Genomic DNA, 16,636 nt, shown 5'->3' with positions numbered 1-16,636 from the left:
ACTCCTTATCACTCCAGTACCATCTAAATGGCTTACTTATAATGTGGTCTTCCGCAGGCTTTTTTAAACGAGCATAATCACAGTAAATATAGGACGGTTTCCCTTGTGAAGAAACATTCTCCAACGTATATGTAAAGATTACCTGTTTATAATAAGGTTATCTTTTGGTGAACACACTATTATAAAAAAAGAGCGTATGGATCAATCCCATATGCTCAGTCTTTCTTTTTTCAGTTATTTTTATGTTTTTGAGCCATGATCAACAACTCTTTCGCGTGTTCCACTGTAGTCTCTGTAAGTTCTGCACCAGTAATCATTCGAGAAATTTCGTCTGCTTTCTCCTCATTCGTCAACTCTATAGCAGCTGTATGAGTCCTGTCATTATCCACTCGCTTTTCAATTCTTACGTGTGTGTCGGCCATTGCTGCTACTTGAGGAAGGTGAGAAATACATAAAACTTGTGATCCTTCAGAGATGCCGTATATTTTTTCAGCTATAGATTGTGCAACCCGCCCACTAACGCCAGTATCGACTTCATCAAAAATAACGCTTGTAATCCCTTGGTGTCGTGAGAAGATGCGTTTTAAAGCCAACATAATCCGGGACATCTCTCCACCTGATGCTACTTTATGTAATTCTTTAAGGGGTTCTCCGGGATTGGTGGTTATGAGAAACTTCACAACATCCATCCCATTTGGCAGTAATTGAACAGGCGTGCCATCTAAATCAGGATCCGCTTCTCGTCCCTTCTTCATTTGTATATCTACATCAAACGACGCTTTTTCCAAATAAAGGTCCCTTAACTCTTCATGAATATAATCCGATAATCGCAATGCCGACTGCATCCGGATATCATGAATGGCTTTTGCTTCTAGAACCGCGTCCTGTCCAAGCTCATGTATTTCATTTTCCATTTTACTTAGATGTGAATCCTTATTGCGGATTTCATCAATTTCTTCTTCGATTCGGGAAGCATACTGCAGCATATCATCCACTGTGCCTCCGTACTTTTTCTTCAATCGATTCAACTCATTCAATCTGGATTCGATTTGATTGAGTCGCTCTGGATCAAATTCAAGCTCAGCCATTTGATTACTCAATTGGAAAGTCATTTCTTCAATTATATAGTATGCGTTCGACATTTCCTCCGAAAGCTTGGCTAAGTGTTCATCAACGTCTGACGTACTTTCTAATGATGTCATCGCATGGCTCAGCCAGTCCAATCCTCTCTGTTCCCCGTACAGAGAATAATAAGCATCATGAATCCCCTGATAGATCTTTTCGTAATTCATCAACTTTTTACGTTCTTCGGCTAGTTCTTCATCTTCAAGTGGCTGCATCTCCGCCTCTTGGAGTTCTCGGAGCTGAAACTCCAATAAATCCAGACGTTGGGCCATTTCCTGTTCATTTTCACTCAATTCTTTATACCGCTTTTTGAGTGCACGGTATTTCTCAAATACAAGCTGATATTCTTCCATTGAAGATTTAATTTCCTCGCTAGCAAAAATATCCAAAAGCTCTATATGACGATCAGGATCCATGAGTGACTGTGTTTCATGCTGACTGTGTATATCAATTAAGGATTGTCCAAACTCTTTCATTATACCGAGGGTAACGAGCTTACCATTCACCCGGCAGATACTCTTCCCTTGATGGGTGATCGTTCTTTGCAAGACAACCATTCCATCTTCATCAATATCTACACCAAATTCTTCTCCGACCCTATAAATCGGATGGTCCGGTTCCACGGTAAACAGGCCTTCAATTTCGGCTTTCTTCGTTCCATGACGCACAAATTCAACAGACCCTCGTCCGCCCGAAAGCAGTTGGATGGCATCGATGATAATCGATTTACCCGCACCCGTCTCACCGGTGAGTACGGTAAGCCCTTCTTTGAATGTGATTGAAATCCGATCAATAATTGCAAAATCACGAATAGACAATTCTGTTAGCATGAAACTTCCACCTCAGTTATAGCATATTGAGCAACTGCTCACTTATCGTTTCCGTTTGTTCTTCACTGCGGCAGATAATTAAACATGTATCATCCCCGCAAATGGTACCCATAATTTCATCCCACTCTAAATTATCGACAAGTGCACCAACCGCATTTGCATTTCCCGGCAGGGTTTTCAAAATAATAAAATGACCAGCACGATCTATACTGACAAAAGCATCCATCATTAAGCGCTTCAATTTCTCAAATGGATTAAAACGCTGGTCTGCAGGCAGACTGTATTTGTAGCGCCCGTCCATCATAGGAACTTTAACAAGATGCAATTCTTTTATGTCCCGTGAAACTGTGGCCTGGGTCACATTATAACCCATCCCCTTTAAGCGATCGACTAACTCATCCTGGGTTTCAATATCGTCATTCGTGATCAATTCCCTGATTTTGATATGACGTTGTCCTTTGTTCATGACCATCCTCCGTTTCAGTCCTTCCATAAGAAAAGGGCCTTTCATAAGCCCTTTTACATACATTATGCGTTTTTGTGATGCGCTTCATGCGCTTCATCGACGACCGCTCCGATATCTATATCCTCTAAAACCGTTCCACTTCCTTCACCATCCAAACAGAGATGGACGAGAAATTCTATATTTCCGTCTCCCCCTGTAATCGGTGAAAACGTGAGTCCATGTACAGAGTAGCCGTGTCGGGTTGCAAAATCAAGAATTGTTTCAATGACCTCTCTATGAATAGATGGATCTTTAACAATTCCTTTTTTGCCCACTTGTTCTCGCCCTGCTTCAAATTGAGGTTTAATCAGAGCAACTACATCACCCTTTTCTTCCAGAATCGTTGCCAGGACTGGAAGTATAAGACGTAAAGAAATGAAGGAAACATCAATAGAGGCAAATTGGGGTTGTCCCTCTGTTAAATCCTCTTTGGTCACATACCGGAAATTGGTTCGTTCCATAACAATCACTTGTTCATGATTGCGGAGCCTCCAGTCCAACTGGTTGTACCCCACGTCAATGGCATAACTTACCTTCACACCATTTTGTAACCCGCAGTCTGTAAATCCTCCTGTTGATGACCCTATGTCAATCATAATTTTATCTTTCAAAGAAAGCTCAAAAAACTTCAAGGCTTTCTCTAATTTCAAACCGCCACGACTTACATATGGTATAGCTTTGCCTTTAACAGTTAGTTCCACATCCTCTTCAATCTTTAAACCCGGCTTATCTAAACGGTTTTGATTATGGAAAACAAGGCCCGCCATAATCGTCCGTTTGGCTTTTTCACGTGTCTCTATATATCCCTTTTCCACTAATAATACATCAAGTCTTACTTTTCTGCCCATGACTTTATGCCCTTTGCTGTTTATTAGGAATCAATTGTTTCATTTGCTGGACGATATTTTCTCGTGTTAAGCCAATTTCTTCCCACAATTTTGGTACACTGCCATGCTCAATAAATCGGTCTGGAACACCAATACGTTTGATCCATTGGGAAGTATACCCATTTTCTTCTGCAAACTCCAAGATACTTGAACCAAAACCGCCTTTCAATACAGCTTCTTCTACTGTTAAAATTGGCATTCTTGATTTCATAAGATCATGAAGCATTCCATCATCTAATGGTTTAATATATCGTGCATTGACGACTTTGATTGAACGCCCTTCTTTTTCCATCTTTTCACTTGCTTCTAAAGCCATATCTATAGTGGTACCAAACGTTAAAATAACACCATCTGAACCTTCTTTTAGGACTTCCCAACTGCCTACAGGTATAGTGCGGGTGTGTTCATCTGTTGCAACATCCTTTGCATTCCCACGTGGATAACGTATAGCAAAAGGTCCATCATCATATTTTGTTGCTGTATGGACAAGATGCTGAGCTTCATTTTCATCTTTAGGCATCGTTATAACCATGTTTGGGATAGACCTTAGAAAAGCAATGTCAAATACACCCTGATGGGTTTCACCGTCCGCGCCAACAAGCCCGGCACGATCAATGCCAAATATGACATTAAGCTTTTGTCTAGCTACATCATGGACCACTTGATCATATCCCCGTTGTAGAAAAGTGGAATAAATGGCAAGGAATGGTTTCATCCCCTGAGTTGCAAGCCCTGCTGACATAGTCGTCGCGTGTTGTTCTGCAATTCCAACATCAAATAAACGGTCTGGAAACTCTTCTCCAAACTTTTCTAATTTCGAGCCAAGAATCATAGCAGGCGTTACAGCCACAATCCTTGAGTCCTGCCGAGCTTCCTGACGAAGAGCTTCACTTATAACAGAACTCCATGCTGGTGGCGCGTCCACAGGTTTAATTTTTTCACCGGATTCGATCTTATATGGGCCAACTCCATGCCATTTATCTTTTACATCTGTTTCAGCCGGATGATACCCTTTTCCTTTTTGAGTCATCACATGAACAATAACTGGCCCATCGGTTTTTTTCGCATAGTTCAAGTTTTCAATTAAGTCATTGAAATCATGCCCGTCCACTGGACCATAATAAGTAAATCCAAGCTCTTCAAAAAACATACCCGGCACAACAAAATACTTCATACTGTCTTTTAACCGTTCAGCAGCCTGGGCGATTCTTCCTCCCACGGCAGGGATTTTTTTCAGTACCCATTCAAGATCATCTTTGACACGGTGGTATTTCCCTGCGCTTCTCATCCGCCCAAGAGCGCCATGAAGAGCACCAACATTCTTAGCAATCGACATTTCATTATCATTGAGAATAACCGTTACATTCTTCTTCTCGTGTCCGATGTGATTCAATGCTTCAAGTGCCATACCACCGGTTAAAGCGCCATCACCGATAATAGGTAAGATGGAATGATTCTCATTCTTTAAGTCCCTGGCAATGGCCATTCCCATAGCAGCAGATAAGGATGTAGAGCTATGGCCGGTTTCCCATACGTCATGTTCACTTTCATCACGTTTTGGAAAACCGCATAAGCCCTTATATTGACGTAATGTATCAAACTGACTGCCACGACCAGTCAAAATTTTATGAATATAGGATTGGTGTCCTACATCCCAAATAAAACGATCTTCAGGACTCTTATAAACTTTATGCAAGGCAAGTGTTAATTCTACAACTCCAAGATTGGCACCTAAATGCCCACCTGTCGTAGATAAGTTTTCAATGAGAAATTGCCTCGTTTCTTCCGCCAGTTGTTCTAGTTGCTTCATATTCATTTCCTTCAAAATCGAAGGGTCTTTGATTTTACACAGATCCATTAAAGGACCCCCTTGTATTTATCTTGATTTTTTAGTGGACGACGATGCACTTGTTACTATTCTTACTTTCAGTCTCTTTTCTAACCATGCAATTGCTTTGGCAGCAAAAAAAATAATATCCGTCGACTTATGAACAGCAAAGAATTTTCCGAGAGCTTTACCGCCTACAGTAAGGGCAGCAACAATACTAGTAAGAATGACGGAAATAACAATTTGAACCGTTGAACCATCACTATAGCCGAAATTATTGGCGAGCTGAATGACAACGACAGCTGAGGCCGTTCCACTAATTATACCAGATATATCCCCTATAACGTCATTACAGAAACTTGCGAATCGATCCGCATTTCTGACGATTGCAATCGCTTCTTTAGCACCACTGACCTTTTCAGAGGCCATTGCGTGGAAAGGTTTTTCTTCCGCAGCCGTTGCCGCAATCCCGAGCATATCAAAGAAGACCCCTGTAAAGACGATAATGAATACAATGACGAGGCCGATGATCCATATAACTCCGCTTAAGACGGAGGAAGATATAACTGAAAAAATAGCCGCTAACACGAATGTGATAACGGCGATACTCAAACTGAATTGTACAGATTTTTTTAATTTATTGTCCATTACAAACCTCTATATCAGTAAATTTAGAAACCGTATGTATAGAAAGGAATGGTCATGATTCAAGTAAAAATTGCGGCTTAGGTCTAGTAGGTTTTCCCAATCGAGTACCGAATGTCACCATTCTGGCGGTTCCCCTTTAAACTCGACTCAGCTCCGTCTCCGGAAACTGGACTAGATTGCCACTTAGTCCGCACTATAATTCCTGAATCATGTCCAAAGAACAGTCTAGGGGATTTCCCCGACAGCCTTTAGCCGTTCCCTAGCCTCTTTTGCAGTTATGATTTCATATAGCTTATACACCAGCACCTCAGTGGCCATCTGAAGCTGCGTGATGTTCATGACTATAATCCCCTCAAAAACCACTCAAGGCAGGCTACGCTGCGCATATAGATTTCACTCCATATGCTGCAGGTTCATACCCCATTTCATAACAGCATCTGGCTCAGAAGCTGTTACAATAATGGGCCTCCGCGGAAGCAGGGTCAACGCCCACATGCCTTTGTGGATCGCCCTGCGACCTTAACTCCCAGCATTGACCCAAGGCTGGGCGCCTCAAGCCAACACAAGGAACTTCATCGATGTGCCCTTCGGCGGATTTTTAGGCCCGCCTTCAGGAACGGAGGGCCGACTAGAATACTGCACCATTCCTTTTATAATCATAATATATCACATTTTGTCATATGTCTCAATTGAAATACTTTCCTCAATGATCTCGGATACTGAGATATTGAATGAGCTGAGAGAGGGTCGAACCTTCTATATTTGCATTCTTCAAATTCTCTAATGCCCTTTGGACATACTTCTCTTTTTGATCTATAGCGCCTTCCAGCCCTAACAGCTGAGGGTATGTGCTTTTATGATTCCCCTCATCACTCCCTGTCGGTTTACCAATGACCGACGCATCGCCTGTAATATCCAATATATCATCTTGAATTTGAAAAATAAGGCCTAGAGCCTCAGCCATCTTGATCATTTCTGTTAGAACCTTATCGGTTACACCACCTAAATAGGCTCCAGTCAAGATGGAAAATTTAAGCAATTGACCAGTTTTATTTTTGTGGATGTTCTCAAGCTTCTCTAATGATACCTCTACATTTTCACTCAGCATATCCTGCATTTGACCTTCGACCATTCCTTTTGCTCCACTAGCTTTTGACAATTCTTGAATGAGGTAAATACGCTCACTATCACTAAGATGGGGATCTTCTGCAATTACTTGCATACTCAATGTCAATAAAGCATCCCCGGCAAGGATAGCTGTTGCTTCATCAAAACGTTTATGATTGGTAGGTTTCCCTCTTCTCAAGTCATCATTGTCCATGGCAGGAAGGTCATCATGAATAAGCGAATAGGTATGAACCATTTCAAGAGCTGAGGCAACACCAAGTACTTTCTCTTCTTGAACCTCAAACGCTTGTGCTGTTGCTAATAGCAAAATGGGTCTTAACCTTTTTCCTCCTGCATGAACGGAATGCAGAATGGAATCCTGGAGCCTGCCGGGGACAGAATAGTCTCGCACATAGAGTTCCAATTGCTGATTAATCAACTGCTTTTTTTCTTTTAAATATTCCGTTAATTGCACCGTCTATTCTTCCTCCTGAACAGAAAACGGTTCGAATTCCCCGTGTTCGTTCATAATCTGTTGCATCTGGCTTTCAACATTCCCAAGCTTTTCACTGCATAATTTGGAAAGTTTCATCCCTTCTTGATAATACTGGATCGCTTTTTCAAGAGGAACTTCCCCTGTCTCTAATTTCTCTACGATCTCTTCCAATTGCTTCATTGCTTCTTCAAAGCTGACTTCCTGCTTCTCTGCCATTTTCATCCTCCTTCACATCCGTCACCCGGCATTCAACTCTTCCGTCCTGTACCTTCAAGGAAAGGGGCTCGCCAGCAGATACATGTACAGTGCTTTTGATGACATTCCCCTTTTCATTAAAGGGAATGGCAAACCCTCGTTTCATAATATCCAATGGATTGACTAAAGTCAGTTTATCAATGTTGGTATGAAAACGTTCCTTTTTTTGTTGTAAAAGCATATGGAACCGGTTATGCAATTGCCTCGTCTGGCGATCCAATGCCTGTACACCTTCAGCCATCTTCATTTCAGGGCCCTGTTGACGTAACCGCCGTCCTACATGGACCCATTGTTCGTGACAATTTTTGTGGACCTGTCTCATCTCTCTCGTCAATCGCTCCAGCACTCTATCGAGGTCTTGCTCCTTTTGCCTCATCAACTGTTCAGGGTACTTAAATGCGTAGGATTTTTTCAAACGCTCTAATTTTTGTTTGGCCTCTGTTTCCTGGACAGACATCACTCGTTCAAGACGGTCCCTTAGAGTTTTCACTTGCTCACGCAGTTCAACAATAGATGGAACGGCAAGCTCAGCAGCTCCCGTAGGTGTTGCCGCTCTGAGATCTGCTGCAAAGTCACTGATCGTTGTATCCGTCTCATGACCTACAGCAGAAATAACCGGGATTTCGGAATCCGCAATAGCTCTAGCTACTATTTCCTCATTAAATCCCCACAAATCTTCAATGGAGCCTCCGCCACGACCAACAATTAATACATCAATATCCATGTGTTTATTTGCATATTGTATTGCATTTACGATAGAGGATGAAGCACGTTCTCCTTGCACAAGAACAGGAAGAACTGTAACCGGGACAATCGGATACCTCCTATTAATTGTCGTGATGATATCACGAACTGCTGCCCCAGTCGGTGAGGTAATCACACCTATATGCTTCGGATATGTAGGGAGATTTTTTTTTCGTTCTAGAGCGAACAGGCCTTCTTTTTCCAATTTTTCTTTCAACTGTTCAAAGGCAAAATAAAGAGCCCCGATTCCATCAGGCTGCATCTCTTTAATGTACAGCTGGTATTGCCCCATTGGTTCATAAACATTGATTTCGCCCTTGACGAGAACATTCATTCCATTCTCTGGAAAAAACTTCAATGTGCGGTTATTTCCTGCAAACATCACAGCCTGAATCCTTGCTTGTTCATCTTTCAACGAGAGATACATATGGCCTCTGCTATGATGCTTGAAGTTTGAAATTTCTCCACGCATCCAAACTGTTTTTAAATGCGGATCTCCTGAAAGTTTCCGTTTAATGTATTTGGTCAAAGCTGTAACGGTTAAATACTGATCGTGCATACCAAACACTCCTTATTCATGATGATGAATACGCTTGGCAGCTTTAATCGTATTATGGAGAAGCATTGTAATTGTCATTGGTCCTACCCCTTTAGGGACGGGTGTAATATGGGAAGCCACTTCTTTAGCAGATTCAAAATCAACATCACCTGTCAGTTTACCATCCACACGATTGACCCCTACATCAATGACGACCGCTCCTTCTTTAATGTCTTCGCCTGAAATTAAAGAGGGTTTCCCAGCAGCCACAATTAAAATATCTGCTTGTTTTGTGTGTGCTTGAATATCTCTGGTTCGAGAATGACAATGTGTAACTGTTGCATTTTCATTAAGAAGCAGCTGCCCTACAGGCTTTCCGACCAAATTACTTCTTCCAATAATGACTACATGCTTACCCTCAAGTTTAATATCGGCACGCTTGAGCATGACAAGGATTCCATAAGGGGTGCATGGAAAAAAAGTGTCCTGCCCTGTTAGCATCTTACCGACATTTGCAGGGTGAAATCCATCTACATCCTTTTTCGGATCAATGGCCTCAATGATTTTTTGATCAGATATGTGGTCCGGAACAGGCAATTGAACTAGGATTCCATGAACCGTATCGTCTTCATTCAAGCGTTCAATCAACGTCAGGAGTTCTTCTTCAGAAGTACTCACCGGTAACTCAATCAGATCCGAATCCATACCGATCTTTTCTGATGCCCTTTGTTTACCTTTCACATAAGACATTGACGCTGGGTCCTCACCAATAATGACGACTACTAATTTTGGGCGGATGTCCTTCTCATGGAGTGCACTTATTTCCTCTTTCATTTCTTGTCGAAGATCTTCTGCTAATTGCTTTCCATAAATTACTTCTGCTGACATTTTTCCATTCCCCCTAAATGATTTAGACCATTTTAGATAAAACACCGTTTACGAATTTCCCTGAATCCTCTTCACCAAATATTTTTGCAAGTTCGATCGCCTCATTAATCGCTACTTGGGGAGGTACATCCTCCTTATATTTCATTTCATAAGCGGCCATTCTCAAGACTGTCTTCTCTACTTTTGCTAATCGCGGAAGTGTCCAGTTATCGAGGTTGTCAGAGATCCATTTATCCAACTCCTCTCGATTTTGCATAACTCCATGTACTAAATCGTTTAAAAAATCATCCACTTCCTGACCATCGACTACGTGTGCGATCGCCTCATCGGTATCGATTTCACTCGTAACCGTTTGAAAAAGCGCTTGGAAGGCTTTTTCCCGTGCTGTGCGTCGTTTCATCTTCATTCTCCTTTAAGGTAATATCCGTTAGAATAATAACATTTTAACTGAATAAAAGCCATTGTAATCAAGTAACGGTTAATATTTTATGACTCACTTCGAATCACTCTTTCGTAAAAAAGAAAAATCAGAAAGGGAGTGCCCTTTCTGATTACTCTTAATATTCTTCTGTTTCTACTTCATCCTCTTTTGCAGCTTCCATTTGAACACCAACAATGTGGACATTAATTTCATTAATCTCAAGCGCAGTCATATTTTTCAGCGCCTGCCTTGTATTGTCTTGAATTTTTTGAGCCGTGTCCGGAATAGAAATTCCATAATCCATGACAACAAAAGCATCAATTAATATGCCATCTTCCGTGAGTTCCACCTTAACACCTTTCCCGTGGTTCTTCTTGCCCAGACGCTCTGCAACACCCGATGCAAAATTCCCTCGCATGGCAGCAACACCCGCCACCTCAGAAACGGCAATTCCAGCGATCACTTCAATGACTTCAGGAGCAATCTCGATGTTACCTAATGTTGACCCATCTGTCACATTCAACAATTGCTTATCACTCACAATGATCACTCCTTTTAAGATTCATCTTTCATTATAGTATATTTCTCAAGAAACTTAGTATTAAAATCTCCGCCGACAAAAACTTCATGCTCCATCATACGTTGATGGAATGGGATCGTAGTGTGGACACCTTCTACTACGAACTCATCCAGAGCACGCTTCATTCTACGAATCGCTTCATCCCTGTCACGTCCGTATGTGATCAGTTTTGCAACCATTGAATCGTAATAAGGCGGGATCATGTACCCTGGGTAAGCAGCAGAATCCACACGTACTCCTAAACCACCTGGTGGTAAATACATATCAATTCTTCCAGCTGATGGCATAAAGTTCTTGTGTGGATTTTCAGCATTGATTCTGCACTCAATGGACCATCCTTCAAACTTAATATCCTCTTGTTTAAACGAAAGCGTTTCATTATTCGCGATCCATAACATTTCCTTGATCAAGTCTACACCTGTCACCATTTCTGTAACCGGATGTTCGACTTGAATCCTCGTATTCATCTCCATAAAATAGAAAGAATCGTCTTCCTTATCATAAATGAACTCTACAGTACCTGCCCCTGAATAATTCACAGCAAGGGCGGCTTTGACTGCTGCCTCTCCCATTTTAGCACGCATCTCTTCTGATATTGCAGGAGAAGGAGTTTCTTCGATTAACTTTTGTAATCGGCGCTGAATTGTACAATCTCTTTCACCAAGGTGTACGGCATTTCCGTGGTTATCGGCAAGTACTTGAATTTCCACATGCCTGAAGTCTTCGATGAATTTTTCGATGTAGACTCCAGGATTTCCAAATGCGGTTTCTGCTTCCTGCTGAGTCATACGGATGCCTTTTTTTAAGTCTTCTTCATCACGGGCTACTCGGATTCCTTTTCCGCCTCCACCAGCTGTTGCTTTTATGATCACCGGATAACCGATTTCCTCAGCAACCTTCAAACCTTCTTCTTCATCTTTGATAATTCCTGCTGAACCAGGCACAACAGGAACACCCGCTTCTTTCATCGTTTCACGAGCTACATCTTTTGTACCCATCTTTTGAATGGCATACGATGATGGTCCGATAAAAGTAATGTTGCATTCTTCACACATCTCAGCGAATTCAGCATTTTCTGAGAGGAATCCATAGCCTGGATGTATGGCATCCGTTTGTGTTAGCGTAGCTAAACTCATAATGTTGGTATAGTTTAAATAACTGTCTTTACTCAGCGTCGGACCCACACAATACGCTTCATCTGCAATTTGTACATGCAGGGCTTCTTTATCTGCTTCAGAGTAAATGGCAACCGTCTCAATTCCCATCTCCTTACAGGCACGGATGATCCGGACAGCAATTTCCCCTCGGTTTGCAATAAGAACTTTTTTAATCAACGTCTCAAACCCCCGTTTACTTAGACTTTACGCGGAACAACGGCTGTCCATATTCCACTAATTCACCGTCTTTAACGAGAATTTCAACAATTTCTCCTGATACTTCCGCTTCAATCTCGTTAAATAATTTCATCGCTTCTACGATACATACTACAGAGTCTTCCTTAACTTGATCCCCTACTTTTACATAGGCCTCCTGATCCGGAGATGGAGATTGGTAGAAAGTTCCTACCATCGGGGATTTGACTTCAGCATCAAAATCCGTCCCCCCCTGTGTTTTAGGTGCTTCCTCTTTAACAGGCTCTTCTTTCACTTCCTTTTTCGGTGCTTCTTTTACGACTTCTTGTTTTGGTGCAGGTTCTGGCTGAGCTTGTACAGCTGGTTGTTGAACCACACTTGGCGTTGTCATAACTTCACCTTGCTGCTTTTTCATTTGCACTTTCGTTCCGTTCGTTTCATAAGAAAATTCATCAATATTGGATTGATCAATCAACTTAATGATTTCTCTGATTTCTTGTACCTTCAACATATATGGCACCCCTTTTATGTAAAATTACTTTTTATAAACTGGTACTAATACCTCTTCATATTCTATTATACAATACCCCATCCCTGCAACTTACCATGAATACAAGCTATTTATATAAAGAATGATAGTGATTTTCACCAAACATCAAAATGCCTCTAAAAAATCTTTATGGGTGCCTCTTTTGTCATTAAGCCTACCCACTTCAGGCTTCCAGGGACTGCTCCAAGCACCTTTTATCATACTAGCTGTGCTTATCTTCTCATCATGAATTCAAACGAAAAAATCCCCATTCCCTTGAGGGGATGGAGATTTTTTCTTCAGCCTGCTGGTTGGAATTGGACCTGTACGCGTTTTTCACCAAACTCATCGGAAACCATTTGAATAATTTGATTGGTTTCGGTCTTAGACAATTCGTCCGCTTTTACAGTAACGTGGACTACATCCTCTTCAGCTCTTACGAGAACATCATCGTAAGAAGCGCTTGCCCGAATTGTATTTTCAATGATGGATTCTTTGGACTGGTTTGCTTTGATCGTTTCCATTTTTTCTAAAGCTTCATTCTTTTCATCTGTAGTAACATCACTGGACGCTACAATATTTGATAATTGTTCTTGCATTTGATCCCGCTGATTCTTCATGTCCAGACGAATAGCAGAGAAAAGTTCATCTGTGGAAATTTGAGAGATAACTGCCCCATCCCCTGTCGCTTCAACACCTTCTTCTCCTTTTGCTTTTTCTGTAATTTCGGCCCATTCATCTTCTTGAATAAAGGCCATTTCACCATTATCAGGGGAAGTCATGTAGTAAACACTCAAAACAATCAACAAACTCAACATCGTCAATAACCATACCGTTTGCTTTTTAACCAAAGTAACCCCTCCTTATTTTTTAGGCAAAACCGAAATCCTATGAGTTGGAACATCCAGCACCCTGGAGACAGCTTCGACCACCCACTCTTTCACCTGCATTTGATCGACCCCCTCAGCTGTTACGAACACCCCACTAACATCAGGCTTAGACGTCTGTGTGAGGAGGGGAACTTCGCGATCACCTTGACGGACGAGTACTAGCTGCTGTTCTTTCGAATAATCTTCAATTTCCCTTTCGCCTCCGTTCTTATCGTTTTCTTTCGTTGTTTGTTTTCCTATGATTAAATTCTTGTCGTACACTTTTTTATGTGTCGATGATAAATTAACCATGATGTCCACCGCGCCCACACCCTGAATATTTTCGAGAAGAGGTTTCAGCTGTTTTTCATATTCAGATTCAAGTTGAGATATGGAATCAGTCATTTCAGGGGTTTGTGAAGCGGATTCTCCCTCTTCAGATTGACTTTGAATCTTTCCTTTCTCAAGAGATGGTGACGGTGGATCATTCGGTTGAAACCAATTGCTTGTTAGAATGATCAGTACGCCGATAATTCCAATAGCGATAAGGTACTTTGTCTTGTTTAACTTTCTCCCCTCTTTGTTAGATAGAGGTTCCGTCAGTTTGTTCCACCATTTATTCATCCTCATCCTCCCAGCGGATACTGATTTGTTCTTTGTCCAGGTCGAGATAGTCAGCAATCCAATTTACCAATTCAGGATCTTGGTCTTCCTCCTCTGTCACTGTTTCATCCATGATCGAGATATTTACATCTTCGACTGACTGGGTTTGTTTTTCCCGAGAAAGCGTGAGGGTCAGCTTGTCCAACGTTTCCAAACTGTAAGGTTCCTGATGGAAACTCATGGCCACATCGACGAGAACCAGGTTTTGTTCTTCCTTGAGTGGTGTCTCAATTTCTGCCGCAAGTGCTTGCGTAACTTGTTCTAATTTATATGCATCTTGTCCCTCAAGTATTTCATTTTTCTTTGATTCCACACTTTCATCAAGCATTTCTGCATCTAATTGTTGTTGCATAGACTTATCTGCTAGTTGAACAAGGCGCTCTGGGTTAATGTTTAAGAGTTGTAATAACGGCCCTAAGAATATGAGCAAAAGCAGAATGGACATGACAAGCCTTGCATACTTTTTCATGACTCCAGACGGCAGAAGTGCGTCTGCCATCATGGCTAAAAGAAGGAACAATACAATTTTAGTGATCCATTCAATAAAATACTCCAAGTCCACCACCCTATCTGACCATCATAGTAATGTTACTCGCCGCTACCATAATGACAATAACGAGAAAGAACATCATAGATACCATTAATAAAGCAGCGAATATATAAAGAATATGCCGGCTGACAACATCCATTGCTTGGATGACTGGACCATCTCCAAGAGGTTGCAGCAATGCGGCCGCAATTTTATAGATAATGGCTATAGCTAATACTTTAATGGCAGGAAATACAGCAATGCCCAATAATATGACGACCCCTGCAATTCCCAAAGTGTTCTTTAACACAAGGGAAGCCCCAAGAATCGTATCCGTTGCGTCTGTAAATAACCTCCCAACCACTGGTACAAAGTTTCCTGTTACAAAGCGAGCGGTTTTCATTGTGATCCCATCTTGGACAGCTGTAACCGTCCCTTGGACAGAAATAACACCTAAAAAAACTGTTAAAAAAACTCCCATAATCGCCATTCCGGCTTTTCTTAATAGTTCAGCAAGCTGATCAACCTTGTAGGTTTCATTTAAACTTCCAACAATCAGGAGAAGGGCAGAAGAAGCAAACAAAGGGATCAGCAGATACTTCACTAAAAGACCGCTAGATTGGACAAGAGCAATGATAATAGGATGAAAAAAGGATATCGACATCAAATGACTGAATGAAGCCATAATGCCTAGCAATAATGGAATCAATCCAATCATGAAGCTGCTCATTCGTTCTATTGCTCCAAGTGTGTATTCAATCACATGCCGGAAACTTTCCAAGGCGAGCGTTAATAAAACTAAATAAACCACCATGTAGGCAATTTTACTGACTACGGAATTTTCAAATGCAGACTGTACGGAATGAAGAAGCGTGCTGAACAATGTAAGAAACAACAGTGATGCGAGAAGTTTACCGTTCAGAAGTAATTCATGTAAAAAAAATTCTAAGATACCGGAGAACCAATCGGAAGACTCAACAGAACCTTCACTTTGTATAAACTCCCGGAAGTCATTTGTATGAAAAGTAGGCAAATAGTCTCCATACTGTTGATTTAAGTCATTCCAATTCTCCTCCAATTCCTCTGTTGTCACATGATCAAGTAAGGATGGCTCAGATTCAGGTGTGGAGGGGGAAGCGGCTGCGACTAATGGAGAACATAAACATCCTATGACAATGAAGCAAAAGAACAATATTCGTTTCATGGCATCCCTCCCCACCTTTGCTATGCACCTGGAATAAAATTAAGGATAGTCTCGATCACCGCTGTAACGATTGGAATGGCAAGCATCAAGATGAACAGCTTACCTGCAAGCTCCACCTTTGATGCCAGTGAATTTAAACCAGCATCTCTGATTAGTTGAGCGCCAAATTCAGCGATATAAGCTATTCCGATAATTTTCAAAATCGTTTTGAAGTACATCGGTTCTACTTGTGCCTTATCCGCCATGTATGAAAGCAATTGAAAGATATGTTTGACCTGATCGAGAATCGTTAAAAATAAAATGATGACCGTGAATAGAAGGAGCAGAAAGGCAACCGATGATTTATATTCCTTCAATAGCAAAATCAGCAAGGTCGCCACTAATCCTAATGAAACGATTTGAATAATATCCATGGACTACCCCTGATAAAGAAAAACAGATTTAATTTGTTGAAATAGGTCAGCTAAACGATGCAGGACGATAAATAGCACAATGATAAATCCTGTCAAAGTCACGGCTTGGGCAATTTCTTCTTTGCCCATCTGCTTTAAGATGCTGTGAATCATCGCCACAATAATTCCGACACCAGCTATTTGAAATAATATCGTTGCATCTTGGAGCACAATGCCTCTTCCCCC

The 16,636-nt window shown here is 41.4% G+C and carries 19 protein-coding genes; all 19 read right to left on the bottom strand.

Going from position 1 to position 16,636, the window contains the following annotated elements; genetic code table 11:
• Positions 1 to 230: 230 nt before the first annotated feature.
• Positions 231 to 1,955: a DNA repair protein RecN gene (gene recN, locus BLW54_RS06560; RefSeq protein WP_074733518.1), complete on the bottom strand. Its 1,725-nt coding sequence runs from the start codon at positions 1,953 to 1,955 to the stop codon at positions 231 to 233.
• Positions 1,956 to 1,971: 16 nt separating this feature from the next.
• A complete protein-coding gene (gene ahrC, locus BLW54_RS06555; protein WP_035509781.1) occupies positions 1,972 to 2,421 on the bottom strand; it encodes a transcriptional regulator AhrC/ArgR in 450 nt (149 codons plus the stop codon).
• Positions 2,422 to 2,483: 62 nt separating this feature from the next.
• Entirely contained in the window at positions 2,484 to 3,308 is an 825-nt protein-coding gene (locus tag BLW54_RS06550; RefSeq protein WP_074733516.1) for a TlyA family RNA methyltransferase, read from the bottom strand.
• Positions 3,309 to 3,312: 4 nt separating this feature from the next.
• A complete protein-coding gene (dxs, locus tag BLW54_RS06545; protein WP_074733514.1) occupies positions 3,313 to 5,205 on the bottom strand; it encodes a 1-deoxy-D-xylulose-5-phosphate synthase in 1,893 nt (630 codons plus the stop codon).
• Positions 5,206 to 5,223: 18 nt separating this feature from the next.
• Positions 5,224 to 5,823 carry a hypothetical protein gene (locus tag BLW54_RS06540; protein ID WP_035509031.1) on the bottom strand — a complete coding sequence of 200 codons (600 nt, stop codon included), beginning with the start codon at positions 5,821 to 5,823 and terminating at the stop codon, positions 5,224 to 5,226.
• Between the two features lie 703 nt (positions 5,824 to 6,526).
• On the bottom strand, positions 6,527 to 7,405 hold the full coding sequence (locus BLW54_RS06535) for a polyprenyl synthetase family protein (protein WP_035509033.1): 879 nt from the start codon (positions 7,403 to 7,405) through the stop codon (positions 6,527 to 6,529).
• Between the two features lie 3 nt (positions 7,406 to 7,408).
• A complete protein-coding gene (locus tag BLW54_RS06530; protein WP_074733512.1) occupies positions 7,409 to 7,642 on the bottom strand; it encodes an exodeoxyribonuclease VII small subunit in 234 nt (77 codons plus the stop codon).
• On the bottom strand, positions 7,614 to 8,984 hold the full coding sequence (gene xseA, locus BLW54_RS06525; RefSeq protein WP_074733510.1) for an exodeoxyribonuclease VII large subunit: 1,371 nt from the start codon (positions 8,982 to 8,984) through the stop codon (positions 7,614 to 7,616). Before xseA ends, BLW54_RS06530 begins: the two co-directional genes overlap by 29 nt.
• Before the next feature lie 12 nt (positions 8,985 to 8,996).
• Positions 8,997 to 9,851, bottom strand: coding sequence for a bifunctional methylenetetrahydrofolate dehydrogenase/methenyltetrahydrofolate cyclohydrolase FolD (gene folD / locus BLW54_RS06520; RefSeq protein WP_074733508.1), 855 nt, complete (start codon positions 9,849 to 9,851; stop codon positions 8,997 to 8,999).
• Between the two features lie 22 nt (positions 9,852 to 9,873).
• Complete coding sequence (nusB, locus tag BLW54_RS06515; RefSeq protein WP_035509041.1) at positions 9,874 to 10,251, bottom strand: transcription antitermination factor NusB; 378 nt, start codon at positions 10,249 to 10,251, stop codon at positions 9,874 to 9,876.
• Between the two features lie 157 nt (positions 10,252 to 10,408).
• Positions 10,409 to 10,813: an Asp23/Gls24 family envelope stress response protein gene (locus tag BLW54_RS06510; RefSeq protein ID WP_035509043.1), complete on the bottom strand. Its 405-nt coding sequence runs from the start codon at positions 10,811 to 10,813 to the stop codon at positions 10,409 to 10,411.
• Between the two features lie 14 nt (positions 10,814 to 10,827).
• Entirely contained in the window at positions 10,828 to 12,186 is a 1,359-nt protein-coding gene (gene accC / locus BLW54_RS06505) for an acetyl-CoA carboxylase biotin carboxylase subunit (protein WP_035509044.1), read from the bottom strand.
• 16 nt (positions 12,187 to 12,202) lie between these two features.
• On the bottom strand, positions 12,203 to 12,715 hold the full coding sequence (gene accB, locus BLW54_RS06500; RefSeq protein WP_035509046.1) for an acetyl-CoA carboxylase biotin carboxyl carrier protein: 513 nt from the start codon (positions 12,713 to 12,715) through the stop codon (positions 12,203 to 12,205).
• A 317-nt stretch (positions 12,716 to 13,032) separates the two neighbouring features.
• Positions 13,033 to 13,584: a SpoIIIAH-like family protein gene (locus BLW54_RS06495; RefSeq protein ID WP_074733506.1), complete on the bottom strand. Its 552-nt coding sequence runs from the start codon at positions 13,582 to 13,584 to the stop codon at positions 13,033 to 13,035.
• A gap of 12 nt (positions 13,585 to 13,596) precedes the next feature.
• Positions 13,597 to 14,226, bottom strand: coding sequence for a stage III sporulation protein AG (spoIIIAG, locus tag BLW54_RS06490; RefSeq protein ID WP_074733504.1), 630 nt, complete (start codon positions 14,224 to 14,226; stop codon positions 13,597 to 13,599).
• A complete protein-coding gene (gene spoIIIAF, locus BLW54_RS06485) occupies positions 14,219 to 14,827 on the bottom strand; it encodes a stage III sporulation protein AF (RefSeq protein WP_244153491.1) in 609 nt (202 codons plus the stop codon). The genes spoIIIAG and spoIIIAF overlap by 8 nt, the downstream gene beginning before the upstream one ends.
• Positions 14,828 to 14,831: 4 nt before the next feature.
• The gene (gene spoIIIAE, locus BLW54_RS06480; protein WP_035509052.1) at positions 14,832 to 15,998 is read right to left on the bottom strand and encodes a stage III sporulation protein AE; all 1,167 of its coding nucleotides are present in this window, start codon (positions 15,996 to 15,998) and stop codon (positions 14,832 to 14,834) included.
• Positions 15,999 to 16,018: 20 nt separating this feature from the next.
• Complete coding sequence (gene spoIIIAD, locus BLW54_RS06475) at positions 16,019 to 16,411, bottom strand: stage III sporulation protein AD (RefSeq protein ID WP_081866942.1); 393 nt, start codon at positions 16,409 to 16,411, stop codon at positions 16,019 to 16,021.
• Between the two features lie 3 nt (positions 16,412 to 16,414).
• On the bottom strand, positions 16,415 to 16,621 hold the full coding sequence (gene spoIIIAC / locus BLW54_RS06470; protein ID WP_008637060.1) for a stage III sporulation protein AC: 207 nt from the start codon (positions 16,619 to 16,621) through the stop codon (positions 16,415 to 16,417).
• Positions 16,622 to 16,636 lie beyond the last annotated feature (15 nt).

Origin of the sequence: Halobacillus karajensis, assembly GCF_900108515.1 — a bacterium.
GTDB classification, from domain to species: domain Bacteria; phylum Bacillota; class Bacilli; order Bacillales; family Halobacillaceae; genus Halobacillus; species Halobacillus karajensis.
The sequence above is the reverse complement of the archived record's forward strand: the minus strand, read 5'-3'. Positions and strand labels throughout refer to the sequence as shown.

Bases quoted from the DNA above. Each gene is read 5' to 3' on its own strand.
- recN (WP_074733518.1), bottom strand. From the start codon at position 1,955: ATGCTAACAGAATTGTCTATTCGTGATTTTGCAATTATTGATCGGATT.
- ahrC (WP_035509781.1), bottom strand. From the start codon at position 2,421: ATGAACAAAGGACAACGTCATATCAAAATCAGGGAATTGATCACGAAT.
- BLW54_RS06550 (WP_074733516.1), bottom strand. From the start codon at position 3,308: ATGGGCAGAAAAGTAAGACTTGATGTATTATTAGTGGAAAAGGGATAT.
- dxs (WP_074733514.1), bottom strand. From the start codon at position 5,205: ATGGATCTGTGTAAAATCAAAGACCCTTCGATTTTGAAGGAAATGAAT.
- BLW54_RS06540 (WP_035509031.1), bottom strand. From the start codon at position 5,823: ATGGACAATAAATTAAAAAAATCTGTACAATTCAGTTTGAGTATCGCC.
- BLW54_RS06530 (WP_074733512.1), bottom strand. From the start codon at position 7,642: ATGGCAGAGAAGCAGGAAGTCAGCTTTGAAGAAGCAATGAAGCAATTG.
- xseA (WP_074733510.1), bottom strand. From the start codon at position 8,984: ATGCACGATCAGTATTTAACCGTTACAGCTTTGACCAAATACATTAAA.
- folD (WP_074733508.1), bottom strand. From the start codon at position 9,851: ATGTCAGCAGAAGTAATTTATGGAAAGCAATTAGCAGAAGATCTTCGA.
- nusB (WP_035509041.1), bottom strand. From the start codon at position 10,251: ATGAAACGACGCACAGCACGGGAAAAAGCCTTCCAAGCGCTTTTTCAA.
- accB (WP_035509046.1), bottom strand. From the start codon at position 12,715: ATGTTGAAGGTACAAGAAATCAGAGAAATCATTAAGTTGATTGATCAA.
- spoIIIAG (WP_074733504.1), bottom strand. From the start codon at position 14,226: ATGAATAAATGGTGGAACAAACTGACGGAACCTCTATCTAACAAAGAG.
- spoIIIAE (WP_035509052.1), bottom strand. From the start codon at position 15,998: ATGAAACGAATATTGTTCTTTTGCTTCATTGTCATAGGATGTTTATGT.
- spoIIIAD (WP_081866942.1), bottom strand. From the start codon at position 16,411: ATGGATATTATTCAAATCGTTTCATTAGGATTAGTGGCGACCTTGCTG.